Source organism: Lysinibacillus sp. FSL P2-0066 (assembly GCF_037969495.1).
GTDB lineage: Bacteria > Bacillota > Bacilli > Bacillales_A > Planococcaceae > Lysinibacillus > Lysinibacillus boronitolerans.
Genome location: NZ_CP150202.1, coordinates 3,585,094 through 3,611,167, shown reverse-complemented (window position 1 = coordinate 3,611,167; position 26,074 = coordinate 3,585,094). Strand labels below are relative to the sequence as shown.

Annotated in this window: 17 protein-coding genes; 13 read left to right on the top strand and 4 right to left on the bottom strand. The window is 31.0% G+C overall.

Going from position 1 to position 26,074, the window contains the following annotated elements; all coding sequences use genetic code 11:
- Window positions 1-1,005: 1,005 nt before the first annotated feature.
- Window positions 1,006-2,790 carry a hypothetical protein gene (locus MKZ14_RS17980; protein ID WP_339280292.1) on the bottom strand — a complete coding sequence of 595 codons (1,785 nt, stop codon included), beginning with the start codon at window positions 2,788-2,790 and terminating at the stop codon, window positions 1,006-1,008.
- A 605-nt stretch (window positions 2,791-3,395) separates the two neighbouring features.
- On the bottom strand, window positions 3,396-3,740 hold the full coding sequence (locus MKZ14_RS17975; RefSeq protein ID WP_339280291.1) for a helix-turn-helix transcriptional regulator: 345 nt from the start codon (window positions 3,738-3,740) through the stop codon (window positions 3,396-3,398).
- Window positions 3,741-3,855: 115 nt separating this feature from the next.
- On the opposite strand from MKZ14_RS17975, the gene MKZ14_RS17970 reads away from it, so the two are divergent.
- The 13 genes from MKZ14_RS17970 (at window position 3,856) to MKZ14_RS17910 (ending at window position 23,085) form a co-directional block, all read left to right on the top strand.
- A complete protein-coding gene (locus MKZ14_RS17970) occupies window positions 3,856-4,146 on the top strand; it encodes a hypothetical protein (protein WP_339259816.1) in 291 nt (96 codons plus the stop codon).
- The gene (locus MKZ14_RS17965; RefSeq protein ID WP_339280290.1) at window positions 4,147-4,446 is read left to right on the top strand and encodes a hypothetical protein; all 300 of its coding nucleotides are present in this window, start codon (window positions 4,147-4,149) and stop codon (window positions 4,444-4,446) included.
- Window positions 4,447-4,706: 260 nt separating this feature from the next.
- Entirely contained in the window at window positions 4,707-6,671 is a 1,965-nt protein-coding gene (locus tag MKZ14_RS17960; RefSeq protein ID WP_339280289.1) for a DEAD/DEAH box helicase family protein, read from the top strand.
- A gap of 496 nt (window positions 6,672-7,167) precedes the next feature.
- Window positions 7,168-8,844: a DUF262 domain-containing protein gene (locus tag MKZ14_RS17955; RefSeq protein WP_339280288.1), complete on the top strand. Its 1,677-nt coding sequence runs from the start codon at window positions 7,168-7,170 to the stop codon at window positions 8,842-8,844.
- Window positions 8,845-8,864: 20 nt separating this feature from the next.
- Window positions 8,865-11,027 carry a DUF262 domain-containing protein gene (locus tag MKZ14_RS17950; RefSeq protein ID WP_339280287.1) on the top strand — a complete coding sequence of 721 codons (2,163 nt, stop codon included), beginning with the start codon at window positions 8,865-8,867 and terminating at the stop codon, window positions 11,025-11,027.
- 231 nt (window positions 11,028-11,258) lie between these two features.
- Entirely contained in the window at window positions 11,259-13,796 is a 2,538-nt protein-coding gene (locus tag MKZ14_RS17945; RefSeq protein ID WP_339280286.1) for a dynamin family protein, read from the top strand.
- Window positions 13,793-14,860, top strand: coding sequence for a hypothetical protein (locus MKZ14_RS17940; protein ID WP_339280285.1), 1,068 nt, complete (start codon window positions 13,793-13,795; stop codon window positions 14,858-14,860). Before MKZ14_RS17945 ends, MKZ14_RS17940 begins: the two co-directional genes overlap by 4 nt.
- Window positions 14,860-16,611: a dynamin family protein gene (locus tag MKZ14_RS17935; RefSeq protein WP_339280284.1), complete on the top strand. Its 1,752-nt coding sequence runs from the start codon at window positions 14,860-14,862 to the stop codon at window positions 16,609-16,611. Before MKZ14_RS17940 ends, MKZ14_RS17935 begins: the two co-directional genes overlap by 1 nt.
- Before the next feature lies 1 nt (window position 16,612).
- A complete protein-coding gene (locus tag MKZ14_RS17930; RefSeq protein ID WP_339280283.1) occupies window positions 16,613-18,406 on the top strand; it encodes a dynamin family protein in 1,794 nt (597 codons plus the stop codon).
- A 4-nt stretch (window positions 18,407-18,410) separates the two neighbouring features.
- Window positions 18,411-18,869 (top strand): hypothetical protein, encoded by a 459-nt coding sequence (locus MKZ14_RS17925; protein WP_339280282.1) that lies wholly within the window; start codon window positions 18,411-18,413, stop codon window positions 18,867-18,869.
- Entirely contained in the window at window positions 18,862-19,182 is a 321-nt protein-coding gene (locus MKZ14_RS17920) for a hypothetical protein (RefSeq protein WP_339280281.1), read from the top strand. The genes MKZ14_RS17925 and MKZ14_RS17920 overlap by 8 nt, the downstream gene beginning before the upstream one ends.
- Before the next feature lie 571 nt (window positions 19,183-19,753).
- A complete protein-coding gene (locus tag MKZ14_RS17915) occupies window positions 19,754-22,852 on the top strand; it encodes an AAA domain-containing protein (protein WP_339280280.1) in 3,099 nt (1,032 codons plus the stop codon).
- Between the two features lie 14 nt (window positions 22,853-22,866).
- Complete coding sequence (locus MKZ14_RS17910) at window positions 22,867-23,085, top strand: transposase (protein ID WP_339280279.1); 219 nt, start codon at window positions 22,867-22,869, stop codon at window positions 23,083-23,085.
- 655 nt (window positions 23,086-23,740) lie between these two features.
- On the opposite strand, the gene MKZ14_RS17905 is transcribed toward MKZ14_RS17910, so the two are convergent.
- Window positions 23,741-24,172, bottom strand: a complete 432-nt coding sequence (locus MKZ14_RS17905; protein ID WP_339280278.1) for a hypothetical protein — start codon at window positions 24,170-24,172, stop codon at window positions 23,741-23,743.
- Complete coding sequence (locus tag MKZ14_RS17900) at window positions 24,085-25,374, bottom strand: competence protein CoiA family protein (RefSeq protein ID WP_339280277.1); 1,290 nt, start codon at window positions 25,372-25,374, stop codon at window positions 24,085-24,087. The genes MKZ14_RS17905 and MKZ14_RS17900 overlap by 88 nt, the downstream gene beginning before the upstream one ends.
- Between the last annotated feature and the right edge of the window lie 700 nt (window positions 25,375-26,074).

Below are 26,074 nucleotides of genomic sequence, written 5' to 3'. Positions count from 1 at the left end.
AGCCTTGTAATTGTACGTATGAAACATAGACGTATCAAGGCCTTATACAGGTTTGGGGTTATGAAGTCGTTCATACACTTAAGGGGGTATACTTAGCTATACCCCCTTAAGTGTATGAAACGATGGTCGAATTGATTAGAAAAATTATAATAATATAGAGGCTTAATTAAAGAAAGAAATATTCTTAATATAGTACGTTGCAAAAAATGTAACGACATAATTGAATCTAAGAATAATGATGATTTTAGTTATTGTAAATATGGCTCAATTTTTGTGGACGTAGGTAAAGAGTATTAGGCGTTTGGATAAATAATCCAGAAGGAGGAACAACGGTAGATGATTACATAGATTAGAGTTATTCAATTTATGATGAGAATGGATAATTAATTTTTGACACTATTAAAATCACTATAGCCTTAATTGGTTAGAGAAACCACTTCATTTGAAATCCTAAATATTAACGAACAGATACTATTGAAAGTACGTATTTGCCAATGATAACTAATAATAGTTACTATAAAAAATGCGCTATAGTAACCATTATTGGTGACTATTCAGAATCCCTTCTGTAAAGGGGAGATGGCCAGTTTAGTCAAGTAGCGATATGTTTAATAATATCAATTGAAACTATTGGTTACTATAAAAAGGTTGGTAATGGTAACCACTATTGGTAACTATTCAGAATCTCTCCTAAAGGTAAACACTTGGTTTGAGTTATAGTAAATAAAGAATTCTTAGAGAAACAGAATTAATGAAAAAATTTATAGCAAACAGTAGGAGCAGTAGTGAGTGAAATAGTTAAACTGGCAGTTGTTAGTATAAGGAGTAAAATAAAATAAACAAAATCCAACAACATTAAAAAATAATAATGAAGTTGGATTAACAGGGAAAGGTGTCAGAACGACTATCTCAATTTAAAAAGAAAAGTCTTTTGAAATTGAGAAATTCAGCAAGTAAATCCCCTAACAAGGGAAGCGAAAAAGAAGACATTGGATCAGTATGAAATTATTTTTCTAATTTTTTTCTAAGCTTCATTAATACTGAGGGTGTGGCATCTTCTTCGAATATTATAATTAAATTTTTATATATTTTATTTTCTCTTCTAGGCACTCTATATGCAGCATGTAACGGGATAATATCACTTTCCAACGCTGCTCTTGCATTTGGTAATTCTAATAGTAGACAGTCTTTAGAGTAAATAAGGATTTTTTTATTTGATATAGTTCTGCTTTGAATATATTTCGCATATTCAATTTCTGCTTTTTTTAGTAGTAAATTTAGTGTTTTGAAACTAAAAACACTTTCAGGTATTACTATCAAACCTTTTGAGGGGATGTAATAATTTTTCTTTTTTAATGCATAGCTAGTAGTGAAAATTTTTTTATTATGATATAAATCATACTGGCTTTCTGAAATACCCATACTTTTACCTTCTAAATTAAAGAGGAAATAACGTTCCTTATTATTTATACTATCGATAATAGTATTCAAAAGTTCTTTACTATATTGATCAGAATAAAAAAAGATATATTTATTTTTGTATGGATTCTGAGATTCTAAACAACGACTTATACTACTTGCATCAATATTAAACATTTCAGCACATTTTTTTATTACAGTCCAACTGTTACCCATTTTAGTACCGTTCATATCAAACATATAAAAAGATCTTGGATTTGCTTTTTTTATTTTCTCTTTTAATAATTCATGAGTAAATTTATCATCATATATATAAATAAACTTATCACTATATGAGGTTTTATCTTTTAAGCAATCATATATTGGAGCATTATTTTTAAGTTTTAATTTTTTTAGACATGTTCCCATACAATCATAAGTATCGATATATTTTCCAGTGGTTTTATCGTAAGCACTAAAAGTTCTATATTTATTATCATGTTTCATTTGTAACTCTGGTAAACGATTTTTTTCAAACTCATAGCTATTTCTTTCACGTACAAAAACAAAATGATTGGCAACTATTGATTTTTTTTCGGATAATGCATAAGAAATATATTGGGCTTTTACTCCTCCTCCTAACTCCTTAGCACATTCTGAGGGACTAGTCCAAATTTTCATACGTTCTTCATCGTTATCTGATTTCCTCAAATCGTAACTATAAAAAAGTTTATTTCTACGAGATAACGGAGCATAATTTACCCAATGCTCATATTGCTTATCAAGAATATCATTTTTGTCTATTAGTGCATCTATATATGTTTTATCATTAATTACATTGTAGATACATCCGATACTACAACTGAAAAGATCAGCTAATTCCTTATAAATAAGCGAAGTATCTCGATTCAAAAGTCTAACTTGTTTAGCTTCAAAATTGGTAAGCTGTGCTTCACTAGCATTTTCACCACGCAATACTCCGCTACTATTACCATGACCACCCAATGTCCCGTTAAAACCTCGTGAACCATTAATGTGTTCATAGCTATTATATTCAATAATATATTTTTTTTCTTTATGATCAAGCTCTTCTTGAGACTTAGCAGTATCCAGAATAGTTATTTTTATATATGTTTTCGAATGAGAATTAACATAATTTTTATCATCCCAAATAACATTTTTCACCTTGTCTGTTATCTTATATTTTCTAATCTCCCTTGCAACTCTGTAGTTATTTTCAAAATTGCCATTGCTGTCAGTCTTCCAAGCCCTATTAATATGACCATCATTAATTCGTGTCCTTAAATTTTGTGTTGTTTGGCCTATATAATAGTGATCTTGAGTGTTCGGTTTAATAAAAGTTATTAGATATATTATTCCGTAACTTCCCATCTGTATCCTCCGTTTAAATGTTTCTTTAACATAATATAAAAGATTGTGTGCGAAACGATAAATTTTATACTTCAATTTGAAATTTATATAGGTTATAAAAACCTACAATTAACTTAGTGCAAAGCGCTAAAGTCTAATTAGATTTCGCTGGAAAGTCAACATCAGAGGGATTTTTGTAGCAATCGTTTTATGCAAAATGGCCGCTGTTCAGGTGATAAAGGTGGTGGTTTTCCAGTAGAATAGACTATCGTAATCCTTGAATACCATCTTTGCAATACGCTCTATATAAAGGATTGGCAAGAAGCGGCTAAATGGTTTACAATCGCTAAGCAAAACCTTATCCTAAAGCGGATCAATATATAGCGATAATATAAGCAAGCAATATAAGCACATCATCTCAGCGCATTTAAATGGCCATGATAGGTGCCTGCAGGTTTTTCCTTTGCAGACATATTAAAGATCACTGTAAATTTATAGCGATAATTCCCCCACGTAATATATAAAATTTTTAAAATTGCTTTACATATTTATAACCAATTAAAAAGCATATTCTTAGTATATGTAAAAAATAAAAATCGCCACTTAGATTCTAAGTAGCGATTTTTTCATTTTACATATGGTTGTAATAAAACATACAGCCCCTTTTTTTGATCATCTGATAACTGTTGGATGATATCAATTAATTTGTCGTCGATGGTTTTAACTTCTACAGGAGAGACATCTAATTTTAAGTCCATTTGCTTTTCGACCATAGCAAAAAATTCAGTTAGTGTAAGTTCAAATACTTCACATACATTTGATAGTTGTGCAAAGTTTATATCAGTGACACCGCTTTCTAGTCTAGAGATTGAGGCCTGAGATAGTGCGACTTTATCGCCTAATTCTTGCATACTCATATTGTTTTGTTTTCGTAAACTTCTTATTGTACGTCCGATTGATACTGAATTCATCGTCCTATCAACTCCAGTTAATTAGTCAATTTAAGCGTACAATTATTCCGTTTTACAATCAATATTTATTGTTTTATACTATTATTGAGAATTCTAAAAAACTGCATAAAAGGAGATGGCTATTATCGATAATTTTAATGCAGCAATGCAACAATTTTTGAATCAACGCGTTGATGGAGTATTGTATGAAATCAGTTTAAATGTAAAAAATGAAGGTTTATCGCAGAGTATCGACAAATTGCTAAATCAATCTAATTTATCTTTGAATAAAGAGGCACGGGATGAATTTACAGAAAAAATTCATGATTTAGTGTTTGAGTATCAGCATAATATTCTGCAACAAGTTTATCTAGTTGGGTTTCTGGATGGATTAAAACTTGATTCTAAAATGAAAGAGGTCTTATAAATGCTTAAATGGTACAACGGTCAAATTACAATTCAGTTAAGTACAATTGTTAAGTCGCAAGAAGATAGCACAAAAGAACGCAACTCTGCACATGATGCTATCAGTCTCGATTTTTTAACTGAATTAAAAGAGTTAGTGAAGGCTAAGGGCTACTCTTCAAATTTCGTTGGCTTTGATTTGCAACTCGCTGGCGATGCTACTACGACTGACATTGAAGAGTTAGAGAAAACTGTTCGTCAAGCGAAAGGGAAGGAAGACGTAATTCGAGGAAAAGCTACTGTTACTAAAATTTATTTTTAATACATGGACGTTAAGCAGTCATTTTACTGATTGTTTAACGTTTTATTAATATGAATTTACTCAAGGCAAAAAACCCCCAACTCTAATAAAGTGACAGTGTGAGTCACTTCATGAGTTGGGGATTTTCCCTTGCTTTTTATTAATCTAAGATTATATAAAACCTTTGTTCGTTATTGCAAAGCAGAAAGTTGGGAATTTTAAAACAATATAATATATAAAGGTATAAATATGGTATTATAGGATTAAAGAGGAGGTATATTATGGTAATTTTTAATTCTACTTACGCAAACATTATAGAAAATAGCAAACTATATCAAGCTCAAATTGATGCATATCAGGCCGTTCAAAATTATTACGAACAATTTCCGGAATTTGAAAAAAGAGAAGTGTTAGTTGTTATGCCTACTGGATCTGGTAAAACTGGTTTAATGTCTATTCTACCTTTTGCTAATTGTAAAGGAAAAGTACTATTAATTACTCCAGGAAAAGTTGTTAGAAGAACGGTTTTTGATGAATTTGATACAGTGTTTAATCCTCAAAATTCATTTTTGTATAAACATAACGTTGTTTTAAAGTCAGATCGACTTCCGAAAGCTTTACTATATCAAGGTTTTAAAAAGGGTAGTGAACAGGAAAGAAGTATTGCTATTCGAAAGCTAAAAGAAGCAGATATAGTTATTACTAATATCCATCGAATAAACAGCAGTAGTGATGAAGTTAACTTAATGAATTTAGTTGATGAGAATTTTTTCGATATGATTATCATTGATGAAGCTCATCATGTTGCAGCTCCTATGTGGCAAGAGGCATTGGCATATTTTAAAGCATCAAAAGTAATTAAGTTAACTGCTACCCCGTTTAGAGCAGATAAACAAGAGATTACAAACAATCCATTGGATCCAATTTATGAATATACATTAGGTGAAGCTATTAAAGATGGATTATTAAAAGATGTAATAAAAGAAGTTGAAATCCCAGGAGAATTAGAATTTGTCCATAATGAAACTGGTCAAAAATTGACGTTAGAAGAAGCAAAGCAGAAATTAAATAATGACTGGATAAACAAATCCGTAGCATTGTCAGAAGTTTGTTCCAAACAAATCATTCAACAAACAAAGCAAGTATTAATAGATAAAAGAAAAAGTTATCCTAACCATCGCGTGTTAGCAGTTACTTGTAATGACGAACATGCCCAATCAATTTGCCGATGGTTTAATGAAGCAGGTTTAACTGCAACCTATGTAAGTACTAACTCTAATAATGAAAGAGAGAACGATATTCGTTTAACAGATTTTGCACAAGGTAAATATGATGTGATGGTTAGTATTCAAATGCTAGGAGAGGGTTATAATAATCCGGATATTTCTATAATTTCTATATTTAGACCATTTAAATCATTGACGCCATATGCTCAAGCGATAGGTAGGGGCTTAAGAAAAATTCATAATGCTAATTCCGAATTAGATAACTTTTGTAATGTCATATATCACAAGGAACTGGGGCTTGAAAAGTTGTGGGAGTATTACAAACAGCAAAAATCCTTTTCAGAAGTGATTAAATCCCAAAGAGAAAGTATGAGTGTCCAAATTAATATGCTAGAAGAGATGGGGTTTGTAGAGGCAAGGTCATCTTCTAGGAAGTCTAAAATAGATATTGATGAAGATATTCTAGTAGTAGTTCCACAGCAATTAGGAAGTGTCACAAAATACTCTTCTAAAGGAATTGGAAATGAAGATTCATTTTCAACTGACGGATTTGATCGATATTTAGCGGCCAAAAAAGCTACGAATGATGAAGTGGTAAATAATTTAAAGGCTCAAATAGAACGAATCCATAGATTACAAGAAGAAGGAACAATTTCAGAGGAAGAAGCACAAATGCTAATTGAAAAGAATGAAGCACAAGCTAATGAAAATATTCAAGTAAATTATTCAGAAGGTGAAGACTATTTAAAGGCACAAGGTCTAAGAAAAGAGTACATTACATGGCTAAATATAAAAATTGAAGATTTCTTTGTACAAAGTAAATTAGATAAAAAAGGGAGAGAATTACCAGTTCGCTACGATTTCCAGTTGGATAATGATGTTGATAATATTGGCTGGCTAACGAGGAATATTCATCAAGCGATTTATCAGCAACTAAAAAAACGTATTGGTGAGTTTAATACAAGTGATTACGGAATTGCTAAAAGAATAGTGATTGAAAAATTGGAGTTTTATTGTTGAGAATGTAAAATTTGCTTTATATTTAATAAAATAGGATAATGTAATTGTTCTGTGAAAATAGTTGCAGAAGTGTTAGTTTCACGCTTGTCAAGGTTATAAATATTTAGAACCTCAACAAGCAAACTAGTAACTTCTATCAAGAACAGCACTAGCTGAACTTCTAGATTACTAGACAAACTTAGCAATTTTGTAATTACCTCCATAGGGTGAGTATAGTGTAATGTTTTAAGAGTAAGAATTCCGTTATATGCGGGGCGCGTGTTCGATGAATGAATACAAATAGGGCATATGAAAGCTAACCTCTTGAATAAGGGTTGGGTAGCTTCATATGCTTTTTTACCATTTATCCATTTTGAAATGAACTTTTAAAAAAAAGTAACGATTTAAGGAATTGATAAACAGGGACAAGTATCTAGAAGAACTGGAAAACTAAATTACTTTTTAAAACAATGACAGTAGGTAGAGAAAAAAGGCTAAAAATAAGGAGAATTCAGTTGTGGAAAATACAATAACACTCAAAACAATTAACGAATTATTAGAAACAGCTTCGTTTTTTATCCCCTCATATCAAAGAGGATATCGTTGGGACAAACAACAGGTGCAAAATTTGTTAGATGATATTTATAATTTCATGGTGGATGATTTTGCATCAGGTCAATCAGAATTTTACTGCTTACAACCAATTGTTGTACGAAAGATTGAAGAAGGAAAAAATGACTTACCTATTTATGAAGTGATAGATGGTCAGCAACGCCTAACAACAATTGCATTAATCCTAAAATACCTGAATGAAGAACCATATCAACTAACATATGAGACCCGACCAGATAGTAACGAGTTTATACTGAAAATTCAGAAGGAGATTGAGGAAGAGAAGGTTGAGAAAAATATTGATTTTCACTTTTTTAAACAAGCGTATTTAACTATTGATGAATGGTTTCAACAACCTAGAGAGAATAGGAGGACTTTAAGACAAAAGTTTTTAATTGCACTGGGGGAAACAGTGAAGGTTATCTGGTATGAAGTTCCTGTTGCAATTGAAGCACGTGAAGTTTTTAGCCGTTTGAATATTGGAAAGATACCATTAACAAATGCAGAATTAATTAAAGCATTGATTCTGTCTAAAACGCAAGATAATCAAAAATTTGAACTTGCTAATGAATGGGATCAGATTGAACGGAACCTTAGACAAGATCGTTTATGGTACTTTATTCAACCTACAAAAAATTATACAAACCGAATTGAATTTTTATTTGATATCTATACAAAAAATGTTACGAATAAACACCATGATCCTTTCTATACATTTTATCAGTTTCAAAAAGAAGAAGACTTTCAAAATGTCTGGTTAATGATTAAATCTTACTTAGCTAGATTTCAAGAATGGTATGAAGATAGAGAATTATATCACTATTTAGGTTACTTAACGCATTATAAATCAATCACAAATTACATGGAACTATATGATAGTGATAAAATCCTTGAAAAACAGGATTTCCGACAAAAATTGAAAAAGGAAGTAAAAGATGAAATATCCAATATTTCCATAGAGGATTTGAGTTATGGTGGTCGAGACAATACACAGATAAAAAAAGTTTTATTACTATTCAATATTATTACAACATTGAAACAAAAAAATGATGAGGCAAGATTTCCATTTGATCGTTATATAAAAGAAAGATGGAGCATTGAACATATCCACGCTCAAAATACAGAAGGTCTAGTAACGAGAGAGCAGTGGTTGGCATGGATTGACGATGCAATTTATACGCTAAATCAATTAGAAAATCTAGATGATCAGTTCAAATACAAAGAATTAATTAATTCGCTAAAAGGAAGTTACCAAGATAAAAAACTCAATAAAGAGCAATTTAATAAACTATTTAACGAAGTTTTGGAAGAAACTGAAAAGCAATTTGGTTCCAATATTCATGGCTTAGAGAACTTAGTATTATTAGATCGGGGAACCAATAGTGCATTAAGTAATCACTTTTATCCAGTGAAATATAAAAGATTGAAAGAGTATGATAAAGAAGGAAGTTTTATACCAATTTGTACTCGTAATGCATTTATGAAGTATTACAGCAAAAAAGTAGATAATTTTCAACTTTGGACAGAACAAGACCGAAATGATTATATTGAAGCGATTAATGAAGTACTATCTTCGTTTTAGACTGGATAAGGAGGATTATAATGATAACGTTTTGGGAGTTAATTAATGAGTATAAAGTTAAAATACCACTTGTACAACGTGATTATGCACAAGGGCGTATTGATGAACGTTCAACAGATATTCGAAACTTATTATTAGAACATTTGAAGGAAGCAATTGAGAGAAAGAGATTTGTTGATTTCGACTTTGTATATGGAACTGTTACTGATGATGAAGAAGATAAGATACTAATTCCTATTGATGGACAACAAAGATTAACCACTCTCTTTCTTTTATACTGGTATTTTAGTATAAAGGAAAACGTGAATATAATGGGAACTTTATCGAGATTTTCTTATGAAACCCGTATTAGCGCCCGTGATTTCACTGCAGCTTTAGTACAAGAAGATCTGCTTTTTGATGAAATAAGGAATGAAAGATTTTCAGAAATGCTTATTGAAAAAAAGTGGTTTCAATATCAATGGCTTCAGGATCCTACTGTACAGGCAATGCTTGTAATGTTAGATGCAATACATGAGAAGTATCAAGACATTGAATTAAATGTAATTCCACTCATCATTAGTGAAGAATGTCCAATTACTTTTCATTTTTTAGAGTTAGAAAAATTCGGTTTAGGTGAAGAACTATATATTAAAATGAATGCGCGAGGTAAGCCTTTATCAACATTCGAAAATTTCAAAGCACAATTCGAACAAATACTAGAGGAAGCAGGTTTTAAAGATAGAAGCAAAGACTTCTCATTCAAGTTAGAGAAAGAATGGACTGATTTACTTTGGGAATACAAAAGTGAGGATTATACAATAGATAATGCTTTTATAGAGATATTTAGTTTTATAACTACATCTATTGCAATTAAGGATATCAGGATGAGAAACCAACGAATATTCCCTGAGCCTTTTGTAAAGCAATCTAATTTAAAAGAAATTTATAGTAAACAAGAGAATGTTGCATTTCTTTTCAATGTATTATCACTATGGAAAAGTAAAAGTGAAATTCATAAAACTTTTACTGAAATTGCTGAAAGTTTACCATTGTTCACCTCAAATAAACAATTATTTGATGCTTGCGTTAATAAGAAGCTAAATTTTGGATTAAATGAACGTATCTATCTGTATACGATTATTCAAAAGAAAATTCATGGTCAAGAATCTGATTTACTAGATACATTACGTGTCATACGTAATTTAGTTCAACGAATTCGACAAGTGAATAATGGTCAATTAAATAGCAACTTACGTTTTGATTCTTTGGGTCCAATTTTTAAAACTATTGATCAATTAATAGAAACTGGTAAACCTATTTATGACGTAATTCTTACTTTTGATAGTGTAGAGGGTTTTGCTGATAATAGTTGGAAGCAGGAGCAAGAAAAAGCAAAAATTATTAAGGAACATCCTGAATTAAAGAATTTGCTATTTGAATTAGAAGATATGCCAACTTTTAAAGGTGCTGTTCATCAGCTTGTACCTATATTAAAAAGATATCCTAAAGAAACAGTTCAATATACAAAAGAGTTAATTCAACTCCCAGATAACTTAATTTCGAGAGCTATGCTGACAATTGAAGACTATGGTATTCAAATTGGTTGGAGTAATCTGGGGCCACGCTATGTATTTGGAGGAACTTATTATCGAGAATTTTTATGGACAAATAATAATGATTTATCGGATCTGTTCACAAAGTTTTATGAACTATTAATTGCAGCTCCAAATTCATCTGTTATGGAAAAACTAAATTATATTATTGAAAATAATAACGAATGGTCAGTAACACATTGGGCTTATTACTTTGTTAAATATCCAACAATTTTACGTGGAAGTAAATTATTGTTTGTGTATGAAGATGAAGATAAATTTTCTATCGAACGTTTAACAGGTGTGAATCTTCAAGCAGACCATATTAATCCTTTCTACGATGCTGTCATCGCGGAAATTAATGATAATAATATATGTTCTTATGATACTTCAGCAGTTCGTCTGAGTGAGAAAAGTAAATTGACAACAAGAGTTGCAATAAATTTTGATATTTCTGAAGGCTATTGGACATTTAATGGTGATGAGGAAATTATTAAGGATTTAAAAGTGTATGAAGAAAACTTAATCGAGGATGATCTCGTACAAAGAGGTATCTCTTTAGTACGTTATGCTTATGATTTAGCGAAAGCATCTAAAGTAAGTGGATAGTTCGTTTTACTTGTATAACGCATAAATTCGTTTGAAAAATAATTAAGAAAAGTAACCTGTTGATATATTAAATAGAGGTATGTTTTGACTTTCGAATTCAAAACATGCCTTTTATCATTCAAAATCAATTTATTCTATTTATTGCAATAATGAAGTATTTTTTAAATCAGATATATTAATACATAGTATAATTACTTTATCTGTAAAATATTTGGGATAGTAGGGAAAAATATGAGTGAAAAACAATACATAGATAAATTACTAGCACTTTTTAATGAAAATGAAGAGTTTTCGAAATATTTCCTTCCTCATATTAAGGAATTAAATCATAAATTAGTAAGGTGGGAGGACGAATCAATACGGATTGGTTTGATTGGGGTGACGAGTAGTGGCAAATCTACATTATTAAATGCTCTTTTAGGAGACAAAATTTTGCCGACAGCTGTTCGTCCAAGTTCAGGATCAATAATAATTTGTTCAAAGGGTGAACGAACAAAAGCAAAAATATTTTTTGAAAATGGTAAAACGGAAGAGGTTGATGAAAAAAATATTAAAACAGCCCTTGAAAAATATGGAGATGAACATAATAATACAGAAAATAAATATAAGGTAAAAGAAATTCATGTAGAGTCAAAATATTTTCTTTTGGCAAAAAATATTCAAATTATTGATAGTCCCGGTTTAGATGCTTATGGATTTGAGCGTCATGAAGAGCTTACGTTATCTACATTATTACCTACAATTGATCTTTGCTTATATGTCGTGACGTTGAAATCAAATTCAGATGCAACTACGCACCGTATTTTAGAGCAAATTAAAAATCAGTTTAAGCCAATGATTATTGTTCAAAATATGCTCGACTCTATTGAACCAAAAATCGGTGTTAATGGAGTAATTGAAAAGACGCGTGAACAAATAGCGAATGAACATATTGAACGTACAAAACGTATCTTAGATAAGGTAGATCTATCACTACATGAAATTGTTCAAATTGTTCAATTATCTGCTAAACGGGCTGTAGATGCGAGAAATGAGAGAAATCCTAAAAAATTGGAACAATCTCAGTTATATCACTTAATCCATATGGTTGAGTCGTATTGTGAAAAAATGGGCCCCCAATTATTTAAAACAAGGGGACTTGCATTAGTTCAACAAATGCAAACGATTTTACTAGAGGAAGAAAAATTATCTGGAAATCAAGTTACTTTTGAGCGCGAGATTAAGAATCTAAAGGAACAAATTGATAAAGATTTACAAATGATGGAGCAAGCCAATAACATACTCGTAAGTCAAAAAAATCATTTGAAAGAACAATTTTTAAAGTTCAATAATCATGTTGAAGGTCAAATTCGAAATATTCAATCCATAAATGATACAGATTTTATTTATGCTGAACGTACGATATCAGCAACAAAAAAACAAATGAACAATTTTGAAATTGATTTTATAGAGGTTATAAAGTCAAAACACAAAGAAATAGAGAAATTATTCCAATTAAGTGGTACAGATTTAAATGAACTATTGCGCGGATTGGTTTCTCAAAAGATTACTTATCGCAATACCCAATATTTTGAAATTAATTCCAAAAAGAAACAGGAATCAAAACAAGTAAAATCAGATGGGATTATTGGAGGGGCAAAACGCCTAGTAGGCGGCCTATTCAAAAAAGATTGGGGTTATGAAACGGTTTATTATGATGTTGATATTCTTGATAAACAGCAGATAAGTCAAAATTTAAGAAGCCTCAGCTATATAATGCAAGATGTATTAACTCAGAAAATGGATGAATGGGCAAATCAGTTAAAGGCAGCAATTGATAGTTTACAGCGACTATTAGAAGATAAAAAGTTTGCGATTCAAGAGAAAGAGCAAGCGCGTCAAAATTTGAAGAATATATCTTTTGTTCTCGGTAATATCCGACAGCTTATTAAGCAATTAGAAATTGACTTAAAGGCTAATGAAGTGAAAATTCAACAATTTGCAAAAAAAATTAAGCATGATAAACCAATAATGCATTCTGGAAAAATGGTGAAAATGCCCATTGAACCAACAACGTATTCCCTTTATAAAATGAGTAAGTTTTTTGTTAATAATATTTATCATACATGCTTTAATCATGTACAAAACGCTAATAAAGAGATACAAAATTACAATAAAACTTTAATAATTGGATGGGATGAGTATAGTTTAGTTCAGTTCATACAACGCTATCCTTCAGTGATGTTAAATAATCAAAACTTTTTAGAATTAAAGAAAAAAGGTGTTGTAATATTGCGACAATATTGTATTGTCTATGAAAATGCCCTTACAACACACCCACAGAAATTGATAGATTGGATGGGGCAATCAAATTTTAATGTTTATTTATTGGCTAATATTGTACAAGTTGGACAAGCGAAGTCACAAATTATGAAAAGCAAAGTTGTAGCAGAACTAAAGAAAAAAAAAGTGCTATGCAATCTTGTCATGCAATCCTTTGTTGAATTCATTGAAAGTGATGCATATGAGGAAGCTGCAGAAATGTTTGATGATATAAAAAGTATGCCGATATTTAACAATGGTTATCGATTAATTAACGATCAAAGTCCTCTATTTTCATTAATCCATCTAGAGTTGGATCATGCTGATACGAAAGTACATCATCTAACAAAATTAACGAATACAATCGAAAAGAAAATGCCTTATTTATTAAGTTCATCACATATTGCTTTTGCCTATAAACAATATATTAATGCCGTATCCAAAAGAAAGGGAGTAAATATCATATGACAAAATCAGTAATGATTGAAATAGATGAATCAACTAAAGATATAATGTCAGAGTTAGAAGAAAGCATAATGCAAAGTATTCAAACAAGCTTTTCTTCTAGTATAGAAAAATCAATCAATAATCAAGCGAGCCAAATACAACAAATTAACGAAACAGTACAAGTAGAAATAGAAAATATGAGAGATGAAATCGCTTCGTCTATAAAGCCAATTACTAGAATTTCACGTGATGTAGAAGATACTTTGCGTGGCGTAACGAAATTAGAAAAGCAATATAAAGCCCAAATGGAAGCATTACAAACTCTACAAAATGGACAACTTGAAACGATTCAAAAAGAAATTTCCAATATATTTAATGAATTTGAACAACAAAACACACAATTTTTTCAAAAAGGATTGGACCATTTTAAAAATAAAAATTCTCATTTAATAGATGAATTTACAACAAAACTAGCTGTTGTTAAAGAAGAGTTTATGACTAATTCAGATGGGATTTTAAAGCAAATAAAAGATGAACTACAATTACTTGAAAATGTCACAACAAAACTAGCTCAAAAAGAGGAAAGTTTTAACGAGTTGCTAGTTCAATTAGATGAACAAAAATTGCAACAACAGCGAATGTTTAATGAAGAACAACAAAACTTTTCAGCGCAATCACATGCTATTTTGACGAATCTTCGTGAAGAGATGACTATTTTTTGTGAAAAAATGGGGATGCAATTATCGTCGACTATTGAAAAATTAGAATCAACACAAAATAATGCAAATGAAGGATTAGCACAATCATTGAGCACATTTGAAAAGACGAATCTGAAAATAGTGCAAGATTCAATGATAAAACAGCATGAAGTCCTAGAAAGTAAGACCGAAATCCTTCTAAAATCTGTTGATCAAAAAGATTCCTTTCTTGCCATTCAAAATCGTATGAATCAAATGGAATCGACAGTTCTAGAGGCAATCAATACACAAGTTTTATTAACGAAATTAGCAGAACTAGAAAAAGATTTAGCTTATCAGCGTTTGCCATTTTATAAAAAGTGGTTTACCAAAAGGGAGGATTTTTAATGTCTACAGAAATTTTAATGAATGAAAAGTTTGTTTCAATTTTAAATAAAGTACTACCTAACAAAGATCCGATTACCAACTTAACGTATTTCGAAAATTTACAGCACAAATTAACAAATCAACAACAAGATGAATTTTATATTCCAGTTTTAGGGATTCAAGGAACGGGAAAAAGTAGCTTTTTAAACGCATTGTTAATGGATGATTATATTTTACCAGTAGATGCCGATGAAACCACTTGTGTACCAGTGGAAATTCGTTATGGTGATGAAAAAATAGTTGTTCACTTCGAGGATAAAAGCCCGATTACTGTCAGACATCATAAAGAGATTGAACAATATGTACATAATAGCTACAATCCTGGAAATGAAAAGCAAGTAAAGATTATTCAAGTATTCAAAAAGCATGAATTACTTCAAAATGGTGTTGTTTTTGTAGATTTACCCGGTGTTGGTAGCTTAACACCAAGCAATGTAAAGACGACAATGGATTACATAGAAAAATTATCAGCCGCGATTTTTATGATTCGTAGTGTTCCACCAATCTTAAAAAATGAAGCTAACTTTTTAAAAATAGTTTGGCCAAAGTTATCAAAAGCTTGGTTTGTTCAAAATAAATGGAATGACGAGGCGAATGCTGAAGTAGAAGATGGGAAAGAGCATAATGCTTATATTTTAAATGAAATTCAAAAATTTTATAAAATGAATGATTATTTAGATATTCGAATTATTAATGTTTATGGCGCTTTAACTGGAAAGTTAACTGAAAATCAGCAGCAAATTGATGCTTCAGGAATTCCAGCATTTCAAACGTTTATATCGGAAGTTACAAGTAACTGGCGCTCTATGATTAATGATGAAAAAAACAATTTAGAACGACAGGCAATTATAGATGTAAAAGAAGTAATTCAAGAAGGAATAAAGCTGTATGATAAAGGTCCGGAAGAGCATTATGAATTTTTACATGAGCAAGAAGTCATTATGCAAGAAAAGTTAGAAGAAAATAATAAAGTATTACGTGAATTAAAGCGAATGTTACGTAAAGAAGAACGGCAATTGACATCTTGGATTGAATCCGAAGCACAAAAACATAAAGAGGATTTACGTACATTGATGCACAGAGTTGTAAAATCGAATGTAGTAGATGGAGATCGCTTAGCAACAGCTTTTCAAGACAGCCAAAAAGATATTGCTGATGATTTTATGGAACAATTTATTGAAAAAATGACAGACTTAAAGTTGGAGGTTCAAAGTTATTACGATTCAATCCAAATTCAACAGCCAGATGGACAATTTGTTAACTTTGATGAGTTTAATAAAAAACAAAAACTTAAAGTAGAAAAATCAATATCTACAGTAATTTCTCTTGGTGTAGGTATTGGAACGATATTACTTGCTTCTAATCCTGTAGGATGGATAGCTGGTGCGGCAATTGGTATAATCGGTACTTTTATCGGTAGTAAATCCAAAAAATATGTACAAGAAAATAGACAACATACAACTATGAATGAATTAGAACCAAAAATCCAAGATTTTGCGAGAAAACTAGAAAATTCTCTAAAAGAGAACTTACGTGACTTTATTTTACATATAGAAGAAACAATTGAATCTATTACAGAGAAGCAAGCGGATATGCTTGAAAAAGCATATGAAGAATTGCGTGAAATACGCTTTATTGAAATTGATGAGTACAAAGCGAAAAAGAAAGCGTTAGAGGATGATTTAGCATTTGTACAATCGTTGGAGGGATGACATGAATTTACAAGAAAATATGAGCAGAATTCAACCTTTTGTGAATAAACTTCAAAATGAATCCTTCTCAACAATGTTTAAGCTTTTACAAGAACGTGTAGATTATCCTGAAAGCTTTGTCACAATGTTAGGAGAAACGAGTTCAGGAAAATCCTCACTATTGAATGGTTTATTGGGACAAGAAGTAATTTATACTTCTGCAAGACCAACCACGGGAACAATTGTTGAATTATATGAATATGACATTGATGAAAAAATTACCCCGTATGCGATATTAAAAAATGCGAAATTACGCAAATTGACAGATGAGCATTTTCATGAACAATGTTTAAAATCGAGTGAGGATGTACTACGTCTTCGCTTACATATACCAACAATGCCTTGTCACCTTCAAGGAATGAGGTTATTCGATACTCCAGGATATGGCTCCATACATGATAAACATGAAGAAGTATTGACACAATTTGTTCCGAATAGTGATGCCATTATTTATGTAATAAATTATCGCGTAGGGATAGGTGAAGCGGATGCCGAATTTCTGCAATATATTTCTAATTATTTGCAAGATGATTTGACGTTCTTTTTAGTCATTAATCGAGTACCAGAGGGTATTACAAGTGACAACGGCCGTATAAAGGAAATTGTTAACTATGCCAAAGATTTGTTACATGAAGACATCCAACATTTTATTGTACAATCAATCCCGGGTAATGAAGTAAAGTTACCACAAGTGCCGGATTTATGGGAAGCGGTTCGTAAAGAAATTCAATCGCAAGAACGTCAACAACGCATAAATGCAGTATTGTTAAACTTTCAAATTCAATTACTCCAAGATATTCAGTTAGAATGGCAAAAGAAAGTTGTAGGGGTTCGTTTGTCCGATGAATCTATTCAACAAGCGCAACATGAAATAGCAGAATTAAAATATAAACAAAAGGAAGCGTATGAGTTAATTAATAAAACATTTAACAAGATTGAAGCAAATTTACCGCGCCTTTTTGAAATTTCAAATAATCAAATGCATCATACCATTTCTCTTGAAATAAAAAAAGCGAATAAATGGAATTCTGCTGAAGAATGTATCGGTTATACAAGCGCTCATTTAATGCCGCGTTATGAAAAGTTAGAACGTAGAAAAATTACGGATTATTTAGATCAGGAAATAACAATTTTAAATGACAAATTAAATGAATTGATTAACCAAGCGTTTATTGATTTTAAAAAAAATATTGAAATAATATCAAGTGAATTTGAGCCAATTCTTCAAGGTTTCTCGAAAAAAATTGCGACAAGAACAACTGATACCATATTAAAATCCTTCTTATCGAATTTTGGTGGTCGTGGTGGAGCTGGAGCTGGTGTTGCAAACTTAGGGAAAAAGGTAATGAAAAAAGCTGGAGGATTATTTGGTAAAAAATTTACACGTGATCAATATAACCAATTAGCGAAATTTTTAAAGAAAATTGGAGCTACCTCTACCCGTAATTTAACGATTGCAGTAACAATAACACTTGAAGGACTTTTCTATGTACTTGAGGCAAATCGTTGGCAAGGTCGTTTAATAAAAGATGTGCAAAAAGGACTTAATGCTTGGCAACAGAATACATTAAAAGATGTACAAAATGATATGGAAGAATTATGTCAAACAAATATTGAGATGGTGAATGAGTGTTTTGAAGAGTTGATTGCAACTTTTGATCAATTGCATAATACTCTTGAAGTAGAAGAAATAGACGTTTGGCACCAAGAAATCGAAGATATACAACACTTATTAGATAAGATGACAAGGGGTTAATGATATGAGTAATCGTCGTAGAAGTTTAGATTTAGAAGAAGTTGTTTATAAAGGTGAAATAATTGATGGTAATGTTGCAACATCACAAAAACAAGATAATGAACTAGAAAAAATACAAATTAATAATAACCATGAGTTAAATATGAAGAAAGTCGAAACAGTTACGGATTTGGTGAAGGTTGGTAGCAAAATCGTTGATATCATTTCTGTCCGTCAAACTAGTAAAGCGAAAGTGCTAGAAATGGATGCAGAAATTCGACGTTTTAAAGCAGAAACAAATCGTGAAGTGGCCACTTTAAATGAAAACCGTAAGACAATCGTATCAAAAGGTGAAATTGTGAGTGGTATTTTAGGAAAATTGGCACCGATTTTAATGAATAAAGACTTAGATTTAGAATCAAAAAAAATTGCTGCTGAAACATTTGAAAGAATGATTATAGAGGCTATTGCTGAAAATGAATAAGTTCGAGATTATTCATATTGTTCTTACATTAATTAAACACAATGAAATTGATAAAGCGAAAAAAGTGATCTCAGAAAAACAGCGAGAATTACGATTAGTTGAAGTTAAGGGTGTACGCGAAGAAATTAATGAAATAATTCGTTCGATTAAAGATATTGATAAAGAGTTATTAATTTTCAAGCTTAAAAAAATGAAGCTATATGAACTATGTCCAGATGTATCACTTAATTTGCAGGGTTATTTTAATCAGTTAGAAAAAACACGAGCTAGATTAGTGAAACAAAAAATGATGCTAGCCAAACAAAAAGGATAATAAGTTCGAGTTTGAAAAAAAGTGCAAATTCTTGCGTATGACAAGAGTTACTCTATTCCTTTTGTTTTCTGCTAGTTGGATCTTTAACATAAAAAATTAATTAGTTAATTTTTTATATGGGATTTATAGTAAAATATACATATAAAAACTAAAGGGATGAAGAAGATGGATCTATTAATAAATAATTTAGAGCAAGAGTTATTTAAATATATAGAAATTTGTGAAGAAAATACAATTATTATTAGCCCGTTTATAAGCTTTAATATTGCAGAAAATTCGTTCAGATAATAAAAGATAAAAATATAGATTGCAAAATAATTACTAGATTTGAAAGAAAGAATTACCCTCTCGCTTTTGGGAACAACCATCAAAATTTAAATTGAACGAAATAATTTCAAAAATTGAAGTGGAATTTTAATGTGCTAGCAAAAAATAAATTTTGATATTACACAATCAAATTTACGAATTAGGTATTAAGAGGAAATGCTAGAAAACAAACAAGAGGGAAATTCATCATATAGTCGAATCAATAAAGAGAGATATTAAAATTTTCTTATAGGTGAGTTTAAAGATGAATAATAATCGTAATATATTGGATGCATGGATAACTATAGAACAGCTATCAGAAGGTTCTATTAGTAAAAAAGATAAAACGTTTGATTTGCTATATGGACCTGCACCAGATTGGAAAAGATTTTTTATAGAATATATTGATAGACAGAAAAGAAAAAGTCACCTTTCTGAGAAGAGATTTATTAAATCGGGTGTTGTAATGTATTTTGGGATTTTTGATTTTGAGGAAGTTGTAGATATTTTAAGGGAAAAATATAAAATAAAAAAAACAGATGAAGACATCGCAAAATCTGAAAAATTTACGATTGCTCTTTATTTCAATCATGAAATGGAATTTTTAGAGGATTATTTATTTTTAACAATCAGTGGTTACATTCGTAATAAAGGGGAATTGCCCGAAGATTTACGAAAAGTTGAAAATGAATTTAAGGAAATTTTGAGCCGCAGATTTGAAGAAAATTTTAATGCAATGTTTTATGAATTATTTATTCGATATAATGTGACACCGGATAATTTTCGCTTCAAATATTTAACGGATATCGAAAATGGTGATGTAAACTTACATTCTTTTTTTATAGCAGATTTAAACCGAGCGAAGCTACTGAATAACGACAATTTAAATCAATATATAAAAGGGTTTAGCGGAACGAAATATAATCTAGATAGTAATAAACATTCAGCCTTTTTTAATCCCACAATTTTTGAGGAAACTGTTCTGCAACCAAAATATTATCCATTAGGTAGATTTCCAAGTAATACTTCATTTGCTCTCTCCTTTATGCAACAAGCTGCAGTTAATTTAGCGTTGAATGATAAAAATAAAATTATAAGTGTAAATGGTCCACCCGGTACTGGAAAAACAACACTATTAAAAGACATATTCGCGGATTTAATTGTTCAACAAGCCATTGAAATAGTTTCGAGTTCAAAGAAAAGTGTCAAGCCAACTATTATATATTATAAAACTGCCAAATTTGGTAGTTTACCAAAAACGATTTCCGAAAAAAATATTATTGTAGCTAGCTCCAATAACGGTGCCGTTCAAAATATTGTAAATGAGCTACCGAAAATCAAAGAAATCGATAAAGAATTTATTGAGGCCATAAAAAATGTAAATTATTTCACTCACATTTCAAACTGCCATTTAGAGAAAAAGTTTAGTGGTAATACGTTTGAAATTAAATCTACCTTTAAAGGTCATGAAAACTGGGGGACGTTCTCTTTAGAGGGTGGCAAAGCTTCGAATATGGAACAATTAATGCTAACAATAGAATCTATCATAAAAGATTTAAAGGAAAATTATACTCCCGAACCAAAAATTTATGAAGAGTTTAAAGTTATGTACCAAAAAGCAAGCTATGAAAGACAAAAGATTCAACAGCTGAGTGAAAAAATTTACAAGCTTCGCAACCTAAAGCCTGAATTAGCTCAGAAAGAACAAGACCTAAAAATTAAAGAGCAAGCAAAAAAGCAAGATTTAGATTTGTTTGTAAATGAGGTTTCAGGAAAAATCGATGCGCTTGAAGAGGAATTAAACAATCTAAGTAATAATCATCATTCATATTATCACCAAGTAGAAGATTTAGACTTCACTCGAGCGCAGGCTGAAAGAAATTTCGAGGTGATCCAATCTCAAAAACCGAGCTTTATTTGGTTACAGAGATTATTTTTTAGAGCTAAAATTAATCGTTATTTTAAACAATTAAATGAAGCAAATGAAGAGTTACAACAATTGATTTTGAAACGAAGCAACCTTTTAAAGCTCAAGGGAAAAAATGAACAGAGTATGAATACTACAAAAAATTTATTACTAAAACTAACAAATGAGAAACAAATGAAAGTTGCTGAATTCAATAATTGGTTAAATAATGAAATGGATAAATTAAATAAAATTAGAGAACAAATTCGTGATTTAGAAATGGAGCTAAAGGGGCATAATATAAAAGGTATACAATTTGATTTAGCTTATGAAGATTTACAAAAATCGAATCCATGGTTTACTGAAAAATTTCGTGACATACAAACTAAGCTTTTTATATTAGCTTTAAAAGTACGTAAACAGTTTTTATACGACAACGTAAAAAACTTAAATGCGGCAGCGATTATTTGGAAAAAACAAGGTGAATATGCTGGTAGAGTAACCGGACAAATTATTGTGAGAGAAGCCTGGCAATGGATTAATTTCGCAGTCCCAATCATTAGCACAACCTTTGCAAGCTTTAGCCGCATGTTTAATGCACTAGATGAAAATAGTCTGGGCTATTTATTTATCGATGAGGCTGGACAAGCACTTCCACAAGCAAGCGTTGGCGCAATTTTTAGAAGCAGAAAAATAGTAGTTGTCGGCGATCCATCACAAATTAAACCAGTCTTAACATTAGACTCAAACGTTTTAAATTTAATTGGACAACATTATCTTGTCGATGAGAGATATGTTTCATCTGATGCATCAACCCAAACGTTAACCGACGCTGCCAGTCAATTCGGTTATTTCAAAAATGAAGATGAGTGGGTAGGAATTCCGCTATGGGTTCATAGAAGATGCAATGAGCCAATGTTTTCGATTTCAAACTCAATTTCATACAACGGGCTGATGGTACAAGGAAAGAAAAAATCTGAGGCTATTGGAAAAGCTGTTTGGATTGATGTAAAAGGAAATGCGCGTGATAAATACGTAAAAGAACAAGGCGAAATGCTAAGAGATTTAATTAAATTCCAACTAGTTGAGAAGCCTGAATTAGCCAATGAGATATACGTAATTACACCTTTTCGCAATGTAGCAAACCAATTAATAAAGATATTAGATCAAATACAATTTACTCAACGAGAAGAGGGGCGCGTCACAAACGTTGGCACAGTTCATACATTCCAAGGAAAAGAAGCTAAAATTGTGTATTTAGTACTTGGTGCAGACACAAAAAGCAAAGGAGCAGCTTCGTGGGCAGTTTCAGATCCCAACATCATGAACGTTGCTGCCACCCGTGCTAAGGAAGAATTTTATATTGTTGGAGAAAAACAACTCTATGCAACACTTGGCAGTCGGGTAGCTGATGAGACTATTAAGATTATTGGGAAATATAATAGGGGGAAGTTGTAATAATTCGTGCTGTAGTGGAGCTTTATCACTCTGGTACATCGGTCAATCAACGGCCTAGCGAATATGGTGTTTCAGAAGTAACTATTTATAAATGGATTAAGTTACATTCTCCAATCGAAGGTACAGAAGAATTAACTGCAGCGGAAGTATCTTCGATCCAAAAAGAAAATCTTCGGTTAAAGCAGGAGATTGAAATTTTAAAAAAGGCTATGACCTTATTCGCGAAAAAGTAACAGAACAAGAACTCATTGACCATATTGAAAACGAAAGCGAACATTATACTATTCAATTAATGGTCGCGTTTTAAAGGTACCCAAGAGTACGTATTACCAGTCTTTTCACAAGAAACCTAACGTGTATGAAGTTGAAAACAAAAAAATTACGGAGCGTATTTGCGCCATTCAAAAAGAAAGTGATGGTCGATACGGTGCGCCGAAAATAATGCACAGTTACTCAAAGAAAGCGTGAAAGTTAGTATCAAACGCGCAACGACTCATGAAAAAAGCTCGTATTCTCTCGAACATCACAAAAAAGTACCGTCCGACGCACGTATACTCACTACTGATTCCATTCCTTTGAATAACGTTGATATTTATCTACGAAACACCAATGCACTTAAAAAAGTGGTAAGACATGTAATTTGATTTAAAGAAATCTATAAGTTCTCGTCTTGCATATTATCTTCCTCCTAACGAAAAAACCCCAACTCTAATAAAGCGACCAAAAAGTCACCTTGTGGGTTGGGCATTCCCTTGTTAATTTTAATTAATTACAAAACGTTTTTTCGTAGTTGTAAGTTAAGAAATTGAATATACATTATTAGAATTTTTAACAATATTGAGGATTAATTTAGAAGTTCATAGTGATGAATTACACTAACTCACTAACTTAATTAAATTTTACTTCTAACAGTGCAATAAATGTATCAAATACTGCCTGTGAAATAAATTCACCCTCTAGAACTAGGCGATTTAAATAATCGATAAACTCTTTTTCATGTGCTTCTAATTGGATAGAATGGTTCAAGGCAGTTTTTTGTAACCTTTTAATTAAGCCTTCTTCAATATGTAGAGGGGAATTCATTTTATTAATTACGAGATTTTGATAATAGACTACAGCATTTTCTAAAATTTCTTGTTCCTCATCTTTAATAAATACTTGAGTACTATAGTAATCACCCCATCCAATTTTTAATAAATTAAATTCAGAAAAATACATAGCAACATTTGCATTCAGTTCTTTTTTATTAACGATTGGTAATATATTGTTTTCGATTGTGAATGGATGCGTATACTTGCGATAAAACGTTTTTTTGTCCAAAACCCACACTTCTCTAGGAGAACAAGATAGCTGTGAATTAAAGTAGCAACTTCTTTACTGTCTATAAAATCATATCTGAGTTGTGCCTTTATATCCTGAAACAAATATTTAGAAAAGATCAATTGTTTTTTACTGTAATTATGCTTAATAGCTTTATGAAATACGAGCAATTGCCACAAAGGATAAGGTGTATGAATAAATTTATAATCTTGCATTTGAATATTGAAGATGCCAGGGAAATTTGAATCGGTCAAACCATATTCCTTTATTAATCGTTTAAATAGAACTTTCCTATGTGACATCCGCTGCAATACTTTTTCTATACTAAAGTTATTCAAATACTTTTTATATAGATGGAATCTCTTTTGCTGCTCTTGTCTTTGTTGGATTCTTTGCATTCTTATGGCGTTTTGCTTCTTACGTTCATGCCATAGTTCTGCTGCTTCCTTGCTTCTAGCAATAAAATATTCTTGAAGCTTTTCATATGAAAGTTTATTTCCTAAAATGTATTTACAAGGTGATGGGATTTTAAAAATTTTCATTTCATTAATAGGGATTTGCTGCATCTTTATAGAAGCTCTTGTTTCGGTGCGATAGGAAATACCGAAAAATTTTCCTATATGTTTTACGAGATTATTTTTCACATCAATAAAGTAAACACTACACTCTTTAACAGTTTGCTGTAAGTACTTTAATCGGAGAAAAATTTCGCTTTCCTCAATATCTTCAGAATCAATTTCTTTATAATAATTAGCACCAAATAGCCATATGTCTGTTATACCCGCTATTGCATAGAGTTTACGACGTTCCAGCCACTTTTCAGCTGTTTGCTCTGCGCACTGTACCTCAAATGCAAACCTTTGACCATTACCAAAATCCGCATATACATCCGCAATTTGATTTGTCTTAGTGATTCGTTCTTCTAATGCGACATAGGCATTTGGATATTGCTCCTTTAACCTATTATAAATTGCTAATTTACCTCCAAGATGTTCCTGTGTTTCAGGCTCCCCAACAAAACTACATTCAACATGAGCTGCATGGTAAAAGTGATGTATACGCTTTGGCCCTCCACGAAAGAATATTTGCTTTTGGCAGTTTGGACAATAAAGTTTTTTTGTAGCGGATAAAGACTTTAAGCGTACCTTATCATCATGAAAGGCAAATTGTTTCTCCCTGTTTTCATCGAGTGCTACGAACATTTGCTCACCTCAAATAATAAGACAAATTAGGTTCTTTTAATATGAAAAATGGTGCATGATTAAACTAAATGGGATTATCTAATTGTATTTTGTAAGTACGTGTTATAGCGAAAATACATTAATAGAAAGCCTAAGGGGGCTAAGAGTTGAATTATGCTTTTATTATATATTAAGTATAAATATGGTAATATATATTTATAAATTTATGTTAATTAGAAAGTAACTTTACCTAAATCCATTCTATAAACTTGGAGTGATATTAATGAAAGCCAATGAAACAAATCTACAAGAAATAATTGAAGGCTAGAAACAATATATAATACCGATGTTTTAAAGTACAAATAGTTGGGATAAAAAACAATGGCTGACATTTTGAGAAGATTTAATAGAACTAGTTAAATGACATTTTTCGTGTAAACTTGTCCATGCGATTGTCCGTTATTTTGGATTTGGATGGATTATTACCACCCAGCCATTATAAAGGATTTTTTTGTGCGCGAAACACTTTACAGAAAATTAGGTTAAATATACGATGTTAAATTCTTTTAATGCGACACTAATGAATTTAGTTAAATTATTAAACGTTTGTTCTGAGGTGAAAAATAAAAAATACTGATAATTCGAAAGCGATATAGTAAAATTTGAATTAAAGTAAAATATAGGTAATTCGAATGGGGTATGTGTCTTGTTTTATAGCTGC